The 17,832-nt window shown below is 62.5% G+C and carries 18 protein-coding genes; 3 read left to right on the top strand and 15 right to left on the bottom strand.

Going from position 1 to position 17,832, the window contains the following annotated elements:
* Positions 1-11: 11 nt before the first annotated feature.
* The 3 genes from nucS (at position 12) to OIT41_RS13180 (ending at position 2,544) form a co-directional block, all read left to right on the top strand.
* Positions 12-707, top strand: coding sequence for an endonuclease NucS (gene nucS / locus OIT41_RS13170; protein ID WP_059387620.1), 696 nt, complete (start codon positions 12-14; stop codon positions 705-707).
* 64 nt (positions 708-771) lie between these two features.
* Positions 772-2,019, top strand: coding sequence for an N-acetylglucosamine-6-phosphate deacetylase (gene nagA / locus OIT41_RS13175; RefSeq protein WP_264636598.1), 1,248 nt, complete (start codon positions 772-774; stop codon positions 2,017-2,019).
* Positions 2,020-2,340: 321 nt separating this feature from the next.
* Positions 2,341-2,544: a cold-shock protein gene (locus OIT41_RS13180; protein ID WP_028264741.1), complete on the top strand. Its 204-nt coding sequence runs from the start codon at positions 2,341-2,343 to the stop codon at positions 2,542-2,544.
* A 100-nt stretch (positions 2,545-2,644) separates the two neighbouring features.
* Here the strand turns inward: OIT41_RS13180 and OIT41_RS13185 are convergent, their stop codons facing one another.
* The 15 genes from OIT41_RS13185 to OIT41_RS13255 all read right to left on the bottom strand — a co-directional run bounded on the left by OIT41_RS13185 (position 2,645) and on the right by OIT41_RS13255 (position 17,716).
* The gene (locus OIT41_RS13185; RefSeq protein ID WP_241710937.1) at positions 2,645-3,883 is read right to left on the bottom strand and encodes an IS110 family transposase; all 1,239 of its coding nucleotides are present in this window, start codon (positions 3,881-3,883) and stop codon (positions 2,645-2,647) included.
* A 348-nt stretch (positions 3,884-4,231) separates the two neighbouring features.
* Positions 4,232-6,724 carry a bifunctional lysylphosphatidylglycerol flippase/synthetase MprF gene (locus OIT41_RS13190; protein ID WP_372489621.1) on the bottom strand — a complete coding sequence of 831 codons (2,493 nt, stop codon included), beginning with the start codon at positions 6,722-6,724 and terminating at the stop codon, positions 4,232-4,234.
* 68 nt (positions 6,725-6,792) lie between these two features.
* Positions 6,793-8,064 (bottom strand): alpha/beta hydrolase, encoded by a 1,272-nt coding sequence (locus tag OIT41_RS13195; protein WP_264636599.1) that lies wholly within the window; start codon positions 8,062-8,064, stop codon positions 6,793-6,795.
* Positions 8,065-8,069: 5 nt separating this feature from the next.
* Positions 8,070-8,501 carry a DUF2550 domain-containing protein gene (locus tag OIT41_RS13200; protein ID WP_078108481.1) on the bottom strand — a complete coding sequence of 144 codons (432 nt, stop codon included), beginning with the start codon at positions 8,499-8,501 and terminating at the stop codon, positions 8,070-8,072.
* A gap of 10 nt (positions 8,502-8,511) precedes the next feature.
* On the bottom strand, positions 8,512-8,796 hold the full coding sequence (locus OIT41_RS13205; protein WP_059387616.1) for a F0F1 ATP synthase subunit epsilon: 285 nt from the start codon (positions 8,794-8,796) through the stop codon (positions 8,512-8,514).
* A gap of 1 nt (position 8,797) precedes the next feature.
* Positions 8,798-10,252 (bottom strand): F0F1 ATP synthase subunit beta, encoded by a 1,455-nt coding sequence (gene atpD, locus OIT41_RS13210; protein ID WP_078108480.1) that lies wholly within the window; start codon positions 10,250-10,252, stop codon positions 8,798-8,800.
* 86 nt (positions 10,253-10,338) lie between these two features.
* Positions 10,339-11,226, bottom strand: a complete 888-nt coding sequence (locus tag OIT41_RS13215; protein WP_078108479.1) for a F0F1 ATP synthase subunit gamma — start codon at positions 11,224-11,226, stop codon at positions 10,339-10,341.
* 93 nt (positions 11,227-11,319) lie between these two features.
* Positions 11,320-12,957: a F0F1 ATP synthase subunit alpha gene (atpA, locus tag OIT41_RS13220; protein ID WP_078108478.1), complete on the bottom strand. Its 1,638-nt coding sequence runs from the start codon at positions 12,955-12,957 to the stop codon at positions 11,320-11,322.
* A gap of 83 nt (positions 12,958-13,040) precedes the next feature.
* Positions 13,041-13,868 carry a F0F1 ATP synthase subunit delta gene (locus OIT41_RS13225; protein ID WP_241707408.1) on the bottom strand — a complete coding sequence of 276 codons (828 nt, stop codon included), beginning with the start codon at positions 13,866-13,868 and terminating at the stop codon, positions 13,041-13,043.
* Positions 13,868-14,428, bottom strand: a complete 561-nt coding sequence (locus OIT41_RS13230) for a F0F1 ATP synthase subunit B (RefSeq protein ID WP_241707407.1) — start codon at positions 14,426-14,428, stop codon at positions 13,868-13,870. The genes OIT41_RS13225 and OIT41_RS13230 overlap by 1 nt, the downstream gene beginning before the upstream one ends.
* A 54-nt stretch (positions 14,429-14,482) precedes the next feature.
* Positions 14,483-14,701 carry an ATP synthase F0 subunit C gene (gene atpE / locus OIT41_RS13235; protein ID WP_028264751.1) on the bottom strand — a complete coding sequence of 73 codons (219 nt, stop codon included), beginning with the start codon at positions 14,699-14,701 and terminating at the stop codon, positions 14,483-14,485.
* A gap of 81 nt (positions 14,702-14,782) precedes the next feature.
* The gene (atpB, locus tag OIT41_RS13240; protein WP_078108475.1) at positions 14,783-15,583 is read right to left on the bottom strand and encodes a F0F1 ATP synthase subunit A; all 801 of its coding nucleotides are present in this window, start codon (positions 15,581-15,583) and stop codon (positions 14,783-14,785) included.
* Positions 15,584-15,664: 81 nt separating this feature from the next.
* On the bottom strand, positions 15,665-16,003 hold the full coding sequence (locus tag OIT41_RS13245; RefSeq protein WP_241707406.1) for a hypothetical protein: 339 nt from the start codon (positions 16,001-16,003) through the stop codon (positions 15,665-15,667).
* Positions 15,990-16,478, bottom strand: coding sequence for a hypothetical protein (locus tag OIT41_RS13250; protein ID WP_078108473.1), 489 nt, complete (start codon positions 16,476-16,478; stop codon positions 15,990-15,992). Before OIT41_RS13250 ends, OIT41_RS13245 begins: the two co-directional genes overlap by 14 nt.
* A 128-nt stretch (positions 16,479-16,606) precedes the next feature.
* Positions 16,607-17,716, bottom strand: a complete 1,110-nt coding sequence (locus tag OIT41_RS13255) for an MraY family glycosyltransferase (protein WP_078108472.1) — start codon at positions 17,714-17,716, stop codon at positions 16,607-16,609.
* Between the last annotated feature and the right edge of the window lie 116 nt (positions 17,717-17,832).

Here is a 17,832-nt window from a genome sequence, read left to right on the forward strand (position 1 = left end):
AAGTGGAGCGGGTGCGACTCGTCATAGCCCGTTGTTCCGTTGATTACGTTGGCCGCCTCAAGGCCCACCTCCCGCTTGCCACCCGGCTTTTGCTCGTCAAATCCGATGGTTCCGTGCTGGTCCACTCCGACGGCGGTTCCTACAAGCCGCTGAACTGGATGAGCCCGCCCGCTACGTTGCGAGTGACCACGCCGGAGGAGACCGAGGTCGAAGAAGGCGTGGTGGAACAGTGGACCGTGCAGTCTGCCAAGACCGATGACCGGCTCATCATCAACATTTATGAGCACCTCCACGACACGTCCCACGACCTCGGCACGGACCCCGGACTCATCAAGGACGGCGTCGAAGCGGATCTGCAGCGACTGCTCGCCGAGCAGATCGAAACCCTTGGTGCAGGCTATTCGCTGATCCGGCGCGAGTACTTCACTGCCATCGGCCCGGTGGACATCCTCGCCCGGGACGGCGACGGCAGGACGGTCGCCGTCGAACTCAAGCGGCGCGGCGACATCGACGGCGTCGAGCAGCTTACGCGATACCTCGAACTTCTCAACCGGGATCCGCTTCTCGCGCCGGTGCGGGGCATTTTCGCCGCCCAGCAGATCAAGCCGCAGGCGAAGGTGCTTGCCAACGACCGCGGAATCGATTGCGTCACCCTGGACTATGACGCCATGCGTGGCGTGGACGACAGCGAGTCGCGCCTGTTCTAGTTGTCCGGGCCTTCATCCCGGGTAACCCGGGTCACGTGCGGCCCCCGGCAACTAGAATCAAAGCATGACTGTCCCAGACCGGCCTGCATCTTCTCCTGCGCCTGTGCGCCACCTGATTACCGGAACCATCGTCAGCGACGGTGCGGTGATCGAAGATGGCCTGGTGGCGGTGGAGGACGACCGGATCGCCTTCGCCGGACCGGCCGCCGAATTCCACGAGGCAGCCTTCGAAGGGTTCGAGGAAACTCCCCGGACCGATTTCCCTGCGGAACGGTACATCGTTCCCGGATTCGTGGATGTCCACTGCCACGGCGGCAACGGGGGCGACTTCCCCGCAGGCGATGAATCCTCGGCGCGCAAGGCCATCGATTTCCTGCACCGTTCCGGGACCACCACCCTCCTCGCCAGCATGGTCACGGCGCCCCGGGAGGACCTGCTTCGCGGCATCGAGCTTTTCGTGCGCTTGGCCGATGAAGGACTCGTGGCTGGAATCCACTTGGAGGGACCCTTCCTCTCGCATGCCCGCTGCGGCGCGCAGAACCCCGCCTATCTGCTCGAGCCGGACCTGGACCTCATGACCGAGCTGGTTGAAGCCGCTGCCGGCAAGCTCGCCACCATGACCTATGCGCCCGAGCTTCCCGGCGCCGCCGCACTCGTGGACCTGATGACGTTCCACGGGGTAACGCCGTCTTTGGGCCACACGGATTGCGACGACGCGACGGCGGCTGCTTCCCTCACTGCGGCGCGGGAGGGCTTGGAGTCCGCCGGTTTCGACGGCGTCAGCTCGCTGCCGACTGTCACGCACTTGTTCAACGGCATGCCTCCCATGCACCACCGCTCCCCTGGCCCCGTGGCCGCGTCCCTTCGCACGGCCCAGGAAGGCAAGGCCGTGGTTGAACTCATCGCGGACGGCACGCACCTTGACCCCAGCACCGTCGTGACCGTCTTTCAGCTGGTGGGCGCCTCAAACGTTGTCCTCGTCACTGATTCAATGGCGGCGGCGGGGCTCTCCGACGGAAACTACATGCTGGGCCCCTCGCCGGTGACTGTGACGGACGGCGTTGCTACCTTGGATGCCACAGGATCCATCGCGGGTGGCACCGCCACCATGCTCGACGTCGTCAGGCGCACCGTGGCGGCCGGCGTCGGGCTCGCCGACGCGGTTGCCTCGGCGACGGCGGTTCCCGCCGCAGTCCTCGGCCTCTCCGATGAACTTGGCGGCCTTCGCCGCGGCCTGCGGGCCGATCTCGTCGTCGTCGACAAGGAACTGCAGCTCGCGGGTGTATTGCGCAATGGTGATTGGCTGGCTTAGCGAGATTGGCTCGCATAGGCCGAATTCGCAGGCACCCAATGGCGGATCCTGTCGTGGCCGCGCTTTCTTCCGTTACCTTCTTTTTACTTAAAATTTGTCGGAATTCCCCAGCAGACCGTTGACCTCCAGTTTCGGCCATGAAAGTGTTGTAGCAGTCTTTGTGTAGGTGTGATTCATGCTCGCAAGACGTGTTGCGAGCGTGAAGCTCCTGCGAAGCCAACCAAGCCTTGCTTGGACGGAAAACCAGGTCTTCTCGCGGAGTAACCGAGGCCGGCACGCGGTGTGCCGGACTTAAAAGTTCCACAATGAGGAGAAACAAAAATGGCACTGGGCACCGTCAAGTGGTTCAACGCTGAAAAGGGCTTCGGCTTCATTACCCCGGACGACGCTGAAGGCGACGTCTTTGTCCACTACTCCGAGATCCAGACCGGCGGATTCCGCACCCTCGATGAGAACCAGCGTGTTCAGTTCGAGATCGGTCAGGGCGCCAAGGGCCCGCAGGCCACCGGCGTCACCGCCGTCTAGTTTTACCGCTTGAATTCTGCCTGGCAGATTCAGGGAAGGGGTTCCGCACAGGCTGCGGGACCCCTTTTCCCTTCCCAACTAATACAAAAGTAGGGGTGGATCAGGCTGCGGTGACCGGAGTGATCGTGACGTCGTAGCCGAGGCTGTTGAGCTGCTTGATGGCGTTGTTCTTGGCGCGGGTCGGGTTGATGCGGGTGAAGTGGTCAGCTCCGGGCTCGTTGTAGCACTCGCCGTTGGCGAGCATGTGCCAGGCCGCGGTGAGGATGGAATGCTCGACGGCGACGAGGGCTTTGTTGCGTCCGCTTCGGGCCGTGATGCGGTGGTATCTCGCGGCGAGGTAGGTGTTCTTGGACCGTGCGGCCGCCATAGCCGCGATGCCGAGGGCTCCCTTGAGGTATTTGTTCCCGGGCAGGATGTGCGCGGATTTGATCCGTCCGGCGGATTCGTTCGCGCCGGGACAGACGCCGGCCCAAGACGCGAGCCGGGCGGGGGTTTCGAACACGGCCATGTCCGCTCCGGTTTCGGCGATGATCACCTCGGCGACCCTGCGGGAGACTCCGGGGATGGCGGCCAGGGCTTCCCTGGCGTCGCGAAAGGGTTCCATCGCCTCCTCGATCCGTGCCGTGAGGGCCTCGATGACCCGGGTGTGGGTGTCGATCTGGTCCAGGTGCAGGCGGGCCATGAACGCGTGGTGGGGTTTGAACCGGCCGGTGAGCGCGTCGACGAGGGCCGGGATCTTCGAGCGCAGCATGCCCCGGGCCATCCCGGCCAGCACCTCTGGGTTGCGTTCTCCGTTGATGAGGGCCTCGAGGATGTTCCGGGAGGAGACCCCTGTCAGATCCGAGACCACCGAGGAGAGCTTGATCCCGGAACTCTCCAGGAACTTCTCCAGCCGCTGGATCTCCCGGGCCCGGTCGCGGGTGGCGATCGCACGGGCCCGGGTCAGGTCCCTGAGCTCACGGATCGGTTCCGGCGGCACGAACGAGGCCCGCAACAACCCGAAAGCGGCCAACTGCGCCAGCCAGGCCGCGTCGGAGACGTCCGTCTTGCGGCCGGGGATGTTCCGGGCCGCCTTGGCGTTGACGAGCATCACCGGCAGCGTCTCCTCCATCAGGTAGTAGAAGGGCTTCCAGTAATCACTGGTCGCTTCCATCACCACCGTGCTCACATGTTCGCGTTCCAGGAACTCACGCAGCTCCAGGATCTGATGCGTGTTCGCGGCCCAGGTCGTAACCGTTGATGTGTAGGTCCCGGCCCGCGGGCCCGGGACCCGCACGCAGACTTTCGCGTCGCGTTTGGAGATATCCAACCCCGCGGCCCGCTCGTGAACAATGTCCATAACGACTTCCCTCCAACACCCTCAGACGGCCATCTACTGTGTCCGTCTCGGGGAGGACAGGGAAAATATTCAGGAATCTAATACCCGTGCTTCAAAGCAACAATCCACGGTTCCCGTGGAAGTCCTCCACGCCACGCTAACTCACGGACTCAAGGCACCAAGTTGGGTCGGCGTTCACCGAGACGAACACCTCCATGATCACCGAGCCGCCCGGAGAGAGCCAGAGTCTTGGTGAGCCAGACGCATACTTTCCCGGCCCACGGCGCACCAGCGGCGCTCATCCGCTAACTCGCATTTGTTGTCGTTATGGCGCGTCAAAACGACAACAAATGCGAGTAAGTTTGGTGTTCAGGCGACGAGGGTGCGGAGAAGCCTCGCAGTTTGCCGGACGGACAGCCCCGGCAAATATGCCCGGCTGAGGGCAGCGCCGATCGCGGGAATCTCCAGGCTGTCCTGGTAGTACATATACAAAGTCCGGTACTCCGGCTGAAACCTCGATTTGAAGCGGGCCAGCGAGCGGAATCCGTAAACAGGCTCCAAGGTCCTGCCGACGAGGTCCAGAATGCCCGCCATGCCGGCTTCTCCGCTGGAGAATTCCTCGGCTTCCCCCGCCAAAGGCGAGCCCGACAGGGATATGACCTCCACACCCTGCCGCAACTGGTGGACAGCCGAGGCAATCATGAATTCCATGAGGCCGGGGAAGGCATCGCTGCGCCGCCGCATGAAGTCCAATGTCCAGCTGATCACCTGGCCATCCCGAAACACAGGGAGCCAGCTGGTGACCCCGTGGACAAACCCCTTGCCGTCGACGGCGACGCAGCACAGCACTTCATCGTCCATCAACTCGTCGAGGGAACCCAGGGTAAAGCCCATTTCGGGTACCTTTTTCCGGGCGGCCCACTCTTCGGACACCTCGCTGAGTTGGGAGCGAATGTACTGCGGGAACTCCGAATAGCGCCCCCACCGGGCCAGAACGCCGGCCTTGAGCGCACGGTTCTTGGCCGTGCGCACGTTCTGCCATGCTTTGCCCGTGAATTCGAGGTCGCGGATCGATAGCCGGGTTTCCTGCGCGACCGCAATTCTGCGGAATCCCGCGGATTGCAGCATCGGCCACAATTCCTCCGTGCAGGAGTAGAGGCACGGCACCAATGCATGGTGCGCGCAGTAGTCCAGAAAACCCTCGGTCGCGGCAGCGGCTTGTGCGGGATCACCGAACGGTCCGCCGAGGGTCAGTGCGACGTTTCCATGCTGCTGGTAGGCAATTCCGGCGTCCTTTCCGGGAGTGAACCAGAACTTGTTCGGCTCCCATAGCGCCATCCAGGAAAGCGACTCCCCGCCCCGCTTGACCAGATCCCTGGCCGCCAGTCGAGCGGGATCATCGCCGTCGGGACCGTGCTGCCGTTTGAGAAGCAGCGTCCACACCGCTGCCAGTGCCACAAGCCAGAAGATGATTCCCGACCACGCGAACAGCAGTGACTCGGCGGCACTTCGGTCCGCGAACACGCGGCCGAAGGCCGTGGGTATGGGCAAGGGAAGATACTGCCGGGCGAGTTCCGCACCGAGACCCAGGATGCCGCCGTCGTGCGCCAGACCGCCCGAGCCGAGCCAGGCCCCGGTGTATCCACTCGCCAAGATGAGCCACGTACTGCCAACCAGCCACGCCATCTTCCGGCGGAGCGGAGCCCTCGAGCCGACCACAAAATTGCCCCTGAACAGGAAAAGCAGAACTGCCAGGATCAGGGGAACCAAGGCGAGGGTCAGGATGTGGAACACCGCGGAGCCCATGACGACGGTGCGGCCCCTGCCTGGAAAATGCGGAATGCTGGCAAACAACACGAGGTAGGCGAAGGACAGCGCCACCACGCCAAGTTGCACGCCGATGGCGATTTTCAGCGCCAAGCGCCTTCCTTGGCGCATGCCCACCGCACAGATCAGGAGAAGCAGCGCGGGCACCACTGCGAGGGCGACGCCGGCCGGCCCGGGATAGCCCTGGCGTCCGAGTTCCAGGCAGCTGATATCCACGGTTCCACCGCAGTTCGCCTGCAATTGGTTGAGCGTCGGTACAGGGTTCAGGACCATTTCGCGGAGCAGCGCCAGCGGCCCCGCCGGGCTCCTCACGGCGCCCGCCACCAACGGCCCGACGCCGAAAATCGCCACCATGAGCGACAGCAGGTTTCGCGTTTCACGCCTGGTGGCACGGTGGCTTGGTTGAATGCCGTGGTCGAGTTGGAGCCACAGACCGGTCCCCAGTCCAAGCAGCGCTCCGGTCAGGGCCATGACAGCCGATGGATCGCCTACATACAGGACCAAGAGGAGCGCCAAAGATACGACCGTCGCCCTCAGGCGCCGACGCCACAGAGTCGGGAGGAGGCCACTTGCCGCCATCGAGACCAAGAGGGTTGCCGGAAGCGGTCCGGAGGTCCCGGCATCCATCATCCGCCCCAGCCAGCCGTCGCCGGCGTAGGCTGCCAACTGGACCACGAGCAAAAAGGCGGTGACCGTCGCAAACTGGCCGCCAACGAAAGCCACGGCCGTGCGGAACCACCCCAGCTTCCGCTCTGAAGCACCCAAAAGCACAACGAACAACAACGAGCTCATGACGTAGTCAAAGGGGTTTGCGGCGAAAAACATGGATGTCCAGATGGACCACCAGTCCCCCGCCTTCAATCCCCCACCGCTCACGCTCGAGAGATGCCGCAGCGCATCCGGACCGTAGCCGAGATCGGGGTCGAAGATCGCCGGAGTGAGCAGGTACAGCGCGAGCACAATCACGGTGAAGGGGATCGCGCCGATGTGGGCAGCCACGTTGCCCAGCATGGCCCGGGCGAGGACTGCCACCATCTTCCGGGCGGGCCTGGCATCTTCGGAGTCAGGCGCCTGTTCTTTGGACAACTGGGCTTCCTGGGTGCTCATTGAACGAGTCCCCATCGAGGGGCCAGGAATTCCATCGCCGAGGGAAGCTCTTGAACGGCCACGGCCCACGAGTGTCCGGCTCCGGGAACCGAAGCGTGCCTGACGTCGAACCCGGACATGCGTGCGGCCGCCGCCAGCTCGCGGGCGAAACGGACGAATTCGCTGTCCGCGGCCCCGACGGCGAAGTAGCCGGCATGGCCGTCATAGCTACGTTGCTTCATCAAGGTCAACGGCGTCAGGGCGTCGAAGGCTGCAGCGTCGCCGCCGAATGCGGTCTGGATGGTCCGCCCGCGGTCAGGACCAAGCGAAGGCTCCCGCTCTCCCGAGAAGGCGATGAAGGAAGGGTAGGTCTCAGGATGCAGCGTGGTCATTTGCACGGCGCAGGTTGCACCGAAAGAAAACCCTCCGACGGCCCACTTTCTTGGATCGGCGGAAACCTCGAGCGTCGAGTTGATCCAGCGCGGAACATCGATCGCGAGGTAGGTGTCGGCACGTGCGATCCGGCTATCCATGCACATGGTGTTTGCGGTATCGGAACCGTTTGGATCGACAACCACGACGACGGGTGCCACGCCTCCGTGCCGTGCGGCGAAGGAATTCATGTTCTGCTCCAGCAGTCCGCCCGTCAGCCAATCGGCGGGTCTTCCCGGTTGGCCGGCAAAGAGAACCAGGACGGGTAGCTGGCTGCGGTTGGTAGCCAGGTAGGCCGGCGGCAGGTAGATGAAAGCGTCCTTGGCCGTGAATCCGGATTCAATTCCGGGAATCGACGCCCTGCGGACAATACCTCCCTCCAGCGCAGCCACCGGGGTGTTACCGGAAACACCCCTTTTGAATCCTGCCTCAAGCTCGGGGATCCGTCCCACGTAGTGGCCGAAGAGATCGGCAGCCGTGTGGTTGAGTCCGAAGTAGCTGTTGATCTGAAGCGCGGAGAGGAGCAGCACGGAGGCGAACGAAATCCCTGCGGCGCTCCTGCCGCGCCACGAGGAACCACGGAGCCGGAAAAGGAAAAGGGCCAACGCAGAGAAAGCAACCGTCGACCACAAGAGGACATCGATGGGGAGGTCCTCGGGGAACACGGTCAGGACATTGACGAGCAGCCAGTGGATGACGGCGACAACTCCGCTCGCCGCGGCAAGCGAAAGGACGATGGAAAGCAACCAGCGCCGGTCCCGTCGCAGGAGGAGGAAGACACTCCCGGCAACTCCGGCACCAACGACGGTCCAGTAGAACGGACCGTCAACAAGCCTCACGTTGTAGAGGAAGTCCACTGGCCTCAGCGCCAGGTGCCGACGCCCACCACAGGGCCGGCCTCGAGCCAGGACGACAGCCCGGCGTAGGCATCAAATCTCATGGCCAGCATGAACCGCTGGCCTTCATGTTGGAGTTCGACGACGACGACGTCGGGTTGGAGCCTCGTCAGTTCTTCCTCCGTTGGCTTCCGCCGGCCAAGGAGCTCCAAGGAACTGCGGCGGAAGCTGTGTTTGGGACGGAAGCTGAGGGACAGCAGGCGGAACCACTCAAGCTCCGAGTCCTGATAACGACAAACCCCCATCCGCCAGCTGTTTCCAGCCGTGCAAATGGAGGCGTCGACCGTGCCCAGGGCGCGCCGCAAATTGAAGCGGCGCACCCCGACGAGGCACAGTGTAAAGATCAGCAACGCAAACGCCGTTGCCAAGGCGATGAACGGAAGAGCAGAATCGTCCATCAAGGTCTTGCTATCGGATCCCCGCAGTAGCTGAATCGCCCAACTGGGCGTTGTCAGCGACGATCACCACGCGGTTGTTGTCGACGGAGAAGAATCCGCCGTCCACAACTACTGCCAGGCGGTCTCCGGTAACCGGCTCGATGGCCAGCTCGCCCGCGGCCAGAATGGCGAGGAGCGGCGAGTGGCCCGGCAGGATCCCGATTTCACCATCGCTGGTGCGGGCCTTGACCATCTTGGCCGCACCGGACCACACGAAGTGGTCCGCTGCGACAATCTCAACCTCGAGCTCAGCCATACTACTTGGTCTGTTCCTGGATCTTGGCCCACTGGCGCTCGACGTCATCCAGGCCACCGACGTTGAAGAACGCCTGCTCTGCGATGTGGTCAAGCTCGCCGTCGCAAATCGCCGTGAAGCCTTCCACAGTGTCCTTGATGGAGACGGTGGAGCCCTCGACGCCGGTGAACTGCTTGGCGGTGTAGGTGTTCTGGGACAGGAACTGCTGGATGCGGCGTGCACGCGACACGACGATCTTGTCTTCTTCGGACAGTTCGTCAACGCCGAGGATGGCGATGATGTCCTGGAGTTCCTTGTTCTTCTGCAGGATCTGCTTCACGCGGACAGCCGTGTTGTAGTGGTCCTTGCCGATGTACTGCGGGTCCAGGATGCGGGACGTCGACGTCAGCGGGTCAACAGCCGGGTACAGACCACGGGAGGCGATTTCACGGGAAAGTTCCGTGGTCGCGTCGAGGTGTGCGAAGGTCGTTGCCGGAGCCGGGTCGGTGTAGTCATCAGCAGGCACGTAGATGGCCTGCATCGACGTGATCGAGTGGCCCTTGGTCGAGGTGATGCGCTCCTGGAGGAGGCCCATCTCGTCGGCGAGGTTCGGCTGGTAACCAACAGCGGACGGCATGCGGCCGAGCAGTGTGGAGACCTCGGAACCGGCCTGGGTGAAGCGGAAGATGTTGTCGATGAAGAGCAGCACGTCCTGGTTCTGCACATCGCGGAAGTATTCCGCCATAGTCAGCGCCGACAGTGCCACGCGCAGACGCGTTCCCGGCGGTTCGTCCATCTGGCCGAAAACAAGGGCGGTGTCCTTGAGGACGCCTGCCTCTTCCATTTCAACCCAGAGGTCGTTGCCTTCACGAGTACGCTCGCCAACACCGGCGAATACCGAAGTACCACCGAAGTTGCGGGCCACACGGGTGATCATTTCCTGGATCAGAACGGTCTTGCCGACACCGGCGCCACCGAACAGGCCGATCTTTCCACCCTTGATGTACGGGGTGAGGAGGTCGATGACCTTGATGCCGGTCTCGAGCATCTCCGTGGAGCCCTCGAGGGACGCGAAGGACGGAGCCTTGCGGTGGATCGGCCAGTAAGCGTCAGCGTTGATCTCGGACTCTTCGACGTCCAGCGGCTTGCCGAGAACGTTGAAGATGTGGCCCTTGACGCCGTCGCCGACAGGCACGGAGATCGGGGAGCCGGAGTCCTGCACGGAGGTACCGCGGACAAGTCCGTCGGTAGCCTGCAGGGAGATGGCACGGACGAGGTTGTCACCCAGGTGCTGGGAGGTCTCGAACGTGATGGTCTTGGTCTCACCGTTGAGGGTTACCTCGGTGGTGAGTGCGTTGTAGATCGACGGGATTGCGTCAGCCGGAAATTCGACGTCGACAACCGGGCCGATGACGCGGGCAATGCGGCCGGTGGCGCCGGCCGTTGCGGCTGCGTGCTCGGTAGCGGTGGCAGTCATCTCTCTCACTTCACTCAGTAGATGGCGTGGGGTTAAGTTTATCTATTTGGTGCAGGTGTGGCTTGCGCCGAACCATGCACCGGCAACTACGCGTTCAGGGCGTCGGCGCCGGCCACGATTTCGGAAAGCTCCTGCGTGATCTCAGCCTGGCGGGCCGTGTTGCGCAGACGCGTGTACTTCTTGATCAATTCGGTCGCGTTGTCGCCTGCCGACTTCATGGCGCGCTGGCGGGCGGCGAGCTCGGAAGCTGCTGCCTGCAGCATTGCTGCGAAGATGCGGGACTCGATGTAACGCGGAAGCAGTGCGTCAAGCACCTGCTCCGATTCCGGTTCGAACTCGTACAGCGGCAGAAGCTCGGACTCAGTGACCGCCTGCTCTTCAACTTCGAGCGGCAGCAAACGGACAACCGTGGGTTCCTGCGTCACCATCGACTTGAAGCGGGTGTAAACGACGTGGATCTCATCCACGCCACCCTCGGCGAAGTCGTTGGCGAACTCTTCGAGAAGAGCGGCGCCGACTTCCTTGGCAGTCTCGAATTCCGGTGCGTCGGTTCCGCCGGTCCACACGCGGGAGTACGAACGGCTGCGGAAGTCGAAATATGCCTGCGCCTTGCGGCCAACCAGGTAGGTCTTGACTTCCTTGCCCTCTGCCCGGAGAAGCTCGTTGAGGCCTTCGGCCTTCTTGAGCACGCTTGCGGAGTAAGAACCAGCCAAGCCACGGTCCGAAGTGATGACCAGGACTGCGGCGCGGCGGATCTGCTCCGGCTCGGTGACTAGCGGGTGATCGATTTCGCTCTGGCTTGCGACAGCAGAAACAGCACGGGTAATCGCGTTTGCGTAGGGCGTCGAAGCTGCAACGCGGGCGCGGGCCTTACCGATGCGCGAGGTAGCGATCAGTTCCATCGCCTTGAAGATCTTGCGCATCGACGTCGTCGAGCTGATCTTCTGGCGGTAGACCCGGATCTGGGCTCCCATACATTTCCTTTCCTAAGATCCCGATGGATCAGCGGCTAAGGCTTTGGCGAAGGCCCCGGGCCTGCGGATACCGCAGGCCCGGGAACCAATGCTCTAGCGCTTCTGCTTGACGATCTTTTCCTGGTCGACTTCGCCACCGGAAATCGCTTCGTGCTCTTCGTGGCCGGCGCCAACCAGACGGTTGTCGCCTTCTCCGAAGAAGCCCTTCTTGAAGTCGATGATCGAGGACTTCAGCGCTTCAGCGGTGTCGTCGTCCAGGACGTTGGTCTGCGCCAGCGTGGTCAGGATGGAGGACTTGTGCTTGAGGTGCTCCAGGAACTCGGACTCGAAACGGCTGACATCCTCAACCGGAACATCGTCCAAGTAGCCCTTCGTACCGGCCCAGATGGATACAACCTGGTCCTCGACCGGGAACGGCGAGTACTGGCCCTGCTTGAGCAGTTCCATCAGGCGGGCGCCACGGGTCAGCTGCTGGCGTGAAGCGGCATCCAGGTCGGACGCGAACATCGCGAACGCCTGCATGTCGCGGTACTGGGCCAGGTCCAGCTTCAAGGTACCGGAGACCTTCTTCATGGACTTCACCTGTGCCGCACCACCGACACGGGACACGGACACGCCGACGTCAACAGCGGGGCGCTGGTTGGCGTTGAAGAGGTCCGACTGAAGGAAGATCTGGCCATCGGTGATGGAGATGACGTTGGTCGGAATGTAGGCCGAGACGTCGTTTGCCTTGGTTTCGACGATCGGAAGACCGGTCATCGAGCCTGCGCCCAGCTCGTCGGAGAGCTTGGCACAACGCTCCAGGAGGCGGGAGTGCAAGTAGAAAACGTCACCCGGGTACGCTTCGCGTCCCGGCGGGCGGCGGAGCAGCAGGGACACTGCACGGTAGGCCTCGGCTTGCTTCGACAGGTCGTCGAAGATCACCAGGACGTGCTTGCCGCCGTACATCCAGTGCTGGCCGATGGCCGAGCCGGCGTACGGAGCCAAGTACTTGAAGCCGGCCGGGTCGGATGCCGGAGAAGCCACGATGGTGGTGTATTCCAGCGCGCCGTGGTCTTCAAGGGTCTGGCGGACAGCAGCGATGGTGGAAGCCTTCTGGCCGACGCCGACGTAAACGCAGCGCACCTGCTTGGTGACATCCCCGGAAGCCCAGTTGGCCTTCTGGTTGATGATGGTGTCCACGGCGATTGCGGTCTTGCCGGTCTGGCGGTCACCGATGATCAGCTGGCGCTGGCCACGGCCGATCGGAATCATGGCGTCGATAGCCTTGAGACCGGTCTGCATGGGCTCGTGGACCGACTTGCGCTGGGTTACGCCAGGAGCCTGGAGTTCCAGTGCACGGGTGGTCTCGGCCTTGATCTCGCCGAGGTCGTCGATCGGCTGGCCCAGCGGGTCAACTACACGGCCCAGGAAGGCGTCGCCTACCGGGACGGACAGGATTTCACCGGTGCGGTGGACTTCCTGGCCTTCTTCGATGCCGGTGAAGTCACCGAGAATGATGACGCCGATTTCGCGGACGTCGAGGTTCTGGGCCAAGCCCAGGGTGCCGTCTTCGAAGCGAAGCAGCTCGTTCGCCATGACCGAGGGAAGGCCCTCAACACGGGCGATGCCGTCACTTGCGGCGGTCACGCGGCCGACCTCTACGCGCTCTGCGTTTCCGGGTTCGTAGGACGCCGCGAACTCGTTCAACGCATTACGGACGTCGTCGGCGTTGATGGTCAATTCGGCCATCTGCAGTCCCTGCTCTCCTGTTTTCGTGATCATCGTTGCTCACGATGACCGGGTTTTGTATCAGTTAAGTTGTGCTTTTCCGGCTAGCCGGCGAGTTGCCGGCGGAGCTCGGACAGGCGGGCTACAACGGAAGCATCAAGCACTTCGTCTCCCACCTGGACCCGGATTCCACCGATCAGAGTCGGATCAACGCTGACGTTGACCTTCAGCTCGCGGCCGTAGAGGGCATTAAGCCCGCCCTGCAGACGGCTGGCCTGCGCATCCGTCAACGGACGGGTAACGCGGACAGTTGCGATCCAGCGCTGCTGGCGCTTGGCTGCAAGCTTGGCGAAGTTGTCGATGAGCTTGCTCGGCTTGACGCCGCGCGGCTGCGACACAGCCTGGCCGATGAGGAGCTGGGCTTCCGGGCTTGCACCAGGAACCAGCTTCTCCGCCAGACCGATCTTGGCCGCAGCACTTGCCTGCGACTCTCCCAGAGCACGTTGTACCTCGTGGCTGGAAGCAACCATCTGGTTGAAAGCAAACAGATCGTTTTCCAGCTCTTCCAGCCCCGTGATTCCGGAGGCAGAAACGGCCGACTTGTTTTCAGCCACGGCAATGACCACCGTGGCGGCAAGAGTCTCGAGTGCATCGCCGATATCGCGTGCCGATGCCCAGCGCAAGCTGGCCAGTCCACTCGCGATTTCCGCAGCATCAGCGGAGACTTTCCCGCCAACCAGCTGCTTGACCAGCGCCGACTTTTCTTCTCCGCTGCGGGAGGGGTCAGTCAGGGCGCGGCGCAAGCCAGCCGAGCTGTCCACCGTTCCCAGGATTCCGAAGAGGTCCTTAGCCAACTGCAGCGAGGCGGTCGGAAGCGTGGCTTCCAACTGCTCCAGCGCCTTGGTCAGCGATTCGCTCGATACACCTGCCATTACTTAGCTGCACCTGCGCTCTGGGTCTCCAGATCTGCGAGGAAGCGGTCCACCACGCGGGCGGCACGCTCGTCATCGCTGAGCGATTCGCCAACGATGCGCTCTGCCAATGTCGTGGCCAGGGTGCCCACCTCGGAACGCAGGGAGACAACAGCTGCCTGACGCTCGGATTCGATCTGGGCGTATGCCTGCTCGGTGATGCGAGCCGACTCGGCTGCTGCCTTGGTCTTCAGCTCCGCGAGGATCTGGGCACCTTCGGCTCGAGCTTCTTCGCGGATGCGGTTGGCCTCGGCGCGGGCGTCGTGGAGCTGCTGCTTGTACTCTTCGAGAGCTGCAGAAGCTTCAGCCTGGGCCTTTTCAGCCTTGGCAATGCCGCCCTCAATCGCCTCTGCGCGCTCGGCAAAGGTCTTCTCGAACATCGGGACAACAAACTTGACCACGATGTACAAGAGGACCACGAAGCCGGCGAAGACGACGCCCATTTCCCAGACGTTGGGAACGAGCGGATTAGCCGACTCGGCGGCACCTTGAGCGGCGGCTGAGATGATCTGCTGATTCATGTTTCACCCGTCCTTATCTACTCGGTTCTGAATGTTCGCTTGGTTCTTAGCGGTTTACTTGAGAACGAAAGCGAAGACCAGGCCGAGGATGGCGAGGGCTTCCGTCAGAGCCAGACCAAGGAACGCGATCGGCTGGAGCACGCGCTGGGCTTCCGGCTGACGTGCAACACCGTTGATGTAAGCAGCAAATACGAGACCCACACCGATACCACCGCCGATGGCGGAGAGACCGTAGCCAATGAGGTTGAGGGAGCCGTTGATGTCGCCGTTCATTGTATTCCTTTCAAGATGCCGCAGTCGCGGCAGGTTGTTTGGTTTGCTTCAACCCCCGGAGGGGAAGATTGAGGGTTGTGCCTAGTGGCTGTCGGCGTGGAGTGCGCCTTCGATGTAGATCGCAGTCAGAAGGGTGAAGACGTATGCCTGCAGCACCATGATCAGGGCTTCGAGCATGTACATGGCGACGGCGCCAACGAGCACGAGCACAGACGCGCCCTTGAGAAGCACGTTTTCCTGCATGACGAGGAACTCGATACCCGAGCCGGCGATCATGACAATGAGGTGCCCTGCCATCATGGTCGCGAAGAGACGGAGGCTGTGGGTGACCGGGCGGACCAGGAAGTTGGAGATGATTTCGATCGGTACGACGATCGGCAGGATGAACCACGGGACGCCCGAAGGAACGGTGGCCAGCTTGAAGTACTTCAGGCCGTTCTTCTTGATGCCGATGCCGATCCAGGTGACGTATACGACCGCGGCCAGCACATAGGCCCCGCCGACGTGCGAGAAGCTCGGAAGCTGGATCACGGGAATTGCGCCGTAGATGTTGTTCACCAGGATGAAGAAGAACAAGGTGAACAGGAGCGGTACGTACTTCATGAAGTCGCGGCCGCCGATGATGTCCTTGGCGATGCTGTTGCGGACGAAGCCGTAGGCCATCTCGCCTGCGAACTGCAACTTGCCGGGAACCAGCTGCTGCTTGCGTGCAGCGGCGATAAAGAATGAAGCGATAAGGACGACCGACAGGATCACCAGCAACATCTGCTTGGAGAAGCCATCGCTCGCACCCCACGGCAGGATAGCCGGCAGGTGCATTTGGTCGATTCCGGGAGGAGTGAAGGTCCCTGAATCCTGGGCCGGGAGCGCAAGCGCGATCAACGCGTTTCCTCTCTGCAGTGTCCATCATTGGGCGTTGTTGAGGATCCGGCCGCGTTTCCTGCAGCCATTTCCCGTGTGAAATTATTTGGCATTACTGTTCCCGTCCTGGGACGGACCACTGTCTGCTTTGCTCTCACCGGAAGACGAGCGATGACTGGTGAGGCCGTGCATATGGGAAAGATAGAACCCTCCTGCGGCTCCAAGCAGAGCGCCAAGGAGCACAATCCAGCGAGTCCCCCACAGATTATCCAGACCCCAGCCTATCAAACTCCAGACTATGATTCCGCCAACAATGTAGCTGAAGACGGCAATGCCGGCGTTGTATCCGCCGTCGTTTCCGTCGCTCGCTTGCCCAGCGGAATCGCCGGGTTTTGCGGCGTTGAGTGTGGTGGAGCGTCGCTTGTTCCTAGGAGTGAACATCGTCGCCCCCTTTGCCTGCTGCGGGGTCGTTGTAGATCTGGAGCCGGGCCTTGCTGAAGCCGTAGATTTCGGCGGCTTGCCACGAGACAACCGTGACGACGGCGCCAATCACGAACCAGCGTCCGTGCAGCCATGCGGGGGCGCCCAAGACGAACAGCACCACCGCGAAGCCGACGACCTTGACAAAGTAGCTGGCAACGAAGAGGCCGACCGCGCCGGAAGGGTTATCCCGCCCGACGAAGTGGCCGATCAGGAGGCTGATGGCAAAAAAGGCCATCACCAGCGCCCCGCCGAATACAGCGGAAAGCACGCCTACGCCACCGTTCATGACCACCGCGACAACGGACGTCGCCGCGAGGGCCGCTACCGCCGTCGTCGAGCTGAGGAAAAGAAGCCGCAGCCACAGCGAGGACGTGGAGCGGGGGGCAGCAACGCCGCTCGAGTCGGACTGCTGTCCGCCGGCGTTGGAGGTCATGGGGATGCCAATCGTCGTGGCAAAAATGCCGAATTCTCAAAAAGGGTGGGTGCGCGGGCGAGTGACTGTCCGCCCTAGAATTCTACATGAGATAGAACTGTGATGTTAACGCCATTGTCACACACCGTCTACCGGGCGGCGCGCCCTTTGCGGGCAAAGTACGGCCATGCCGTCACTGCGGCCATGATGAGCGCGGCGACGATGTCGACCGTGAGGACCATCTGCCACGGGAAGATGGCAAAGGCAAGGCCTCCAAACGCCAGAATGCAGGTCCACACGTACATCATCAGCACCGCCGTGCGGTGGGTGTGGCCGAGTTCGATGAGCTTGTGGTGCAAGTGTCCCCGGTCCGCCGACCAAGGCGATTGGCCACGTGCCGTTCGCCGCAACACCGCAAGGCCGAGGTCCAGCAACGGTAGCGACAGGATCGCGAACGGCAACAGGATGGGCACGATGGTTGGAATACCGTTGGCGCGGTCGTAAAGCCCTGAGCTGATCTGGCCCGTGGAAACGACACCGGCCGAAGCCATCACGAGGCCCAGGAGCATGGCGCCGGAGTCGCCCATGAAGATTTTGGCCGGGAACCAGTTATGCGGCAGGAACCCGATGCAACAACCCACCGTGATGGCCATCAGCAGCGCGGCCAGGTCCGAGCGGTCGGTAAGCGTGGCATTGCGGTGGACCCAGTACGCCGTCAGGAAGAAAGCAGCGCCGCCAATGGCTGCAACTCCGGCAGCCAGGCCGTCAAGTCCGTCGATGAAGTTGACCGCGTTCATCGTGGTCACAATCGCGAGTGCGGTCAGGACGATCCGCAGCGGTTCCGCTTCGATCCGTATGGGCTCCGGAACAAAGGGAACCACGGACATCTGCACGCCCCAGACCGCAACGATCGTCGCCGCCGTGCATTGGCCGATCAGCTTGACCCACCAGCGGATGTCCATCACGTCGTCGGCAACACCGACCGCGACGATCACCAGGGCACCTGCCAGGATCCCCCACGGTGCACTGTTCCCGTGGAAGATGTCCTTCACGAAGAACGAATTGCTGGCCACCACGAGGGCGATGGCAAAGCCCGCGAAGAGTCCCAGGCCACCAAGCCTGGAAATCGGGACTGAATGCATGTCCCGGCTGCGGATGGGGGCAAAGAGCCGGAGTTTGTTACCCATCTGGCGGGCTACCCACGTAGCGAGATACGACACGACGGCAGCCGTGAGCATCATGAGCGAATACATGATCACGTGGCGGCTCCTGTTGGCGGTGGTGGTGGAATTTGTCCCTGGCGACTAGCTGCCGGCACAACACCCGCAACACCTCTGCGCACCGCCGAATATTGCTGTACTACAGTTGGACTCTG

This window comes from Arthrobacter sp. YA7-1, assembly GCF_025960325.1.
Taxonomy (GTDB): Bacteria; Actinomycetota; Actinomycetes; order Actinomycetales; family Micrococcaceae; genus Arthrobacter; species Arthrobacter bambusae_A.